We start from the raw sequence: 250 nt of genomic DNA on the forward strand, positions 1-250 counted from the left end.
GAGCCGACGGCCCGAGCTGAGGACCACCTGCCCGCAGGCGATGTCCTCGCCTCGGCGGCGGATGTTCTGGCCGGACTGAACAGGCTGGGTGAAGGTGACTGGGGCGCCCGGTTCCGCTGGGGACGGGCGCTCGGTGTGCTCCTGCATGACCACGACGTCGGCACCACCGGGGATGGGGGCACCGGTGAAGATGCGGGCACAGGCGCCAGGCGGCAAGGCCGCCCCCACCTGCCCGGCGGCGATGCGCTGT

At 73.2% G+C, this 250-nt stretch carries 1 pseudogene; it reads right to left on the bottom strand.

The features are described from left to right. Positions 1-250 (bottom strand): annotated as a pseudogene (locus B2W70_RS17490) (molybdopterin molybdenumtransferase MoeA); the annotation flags it as partial.

Origin of the sequence: Aquabacterium sp. UBA2148 (genome assembly GCF_002328915.1) — a bacterium.
Classification (GTDB): Bacteria; Pseudomonadota; Gammaproteobacteria; order Burkholderiales; family Burkholderiaceae_C; genus Aquabacterium; species Aquabacterium parvum.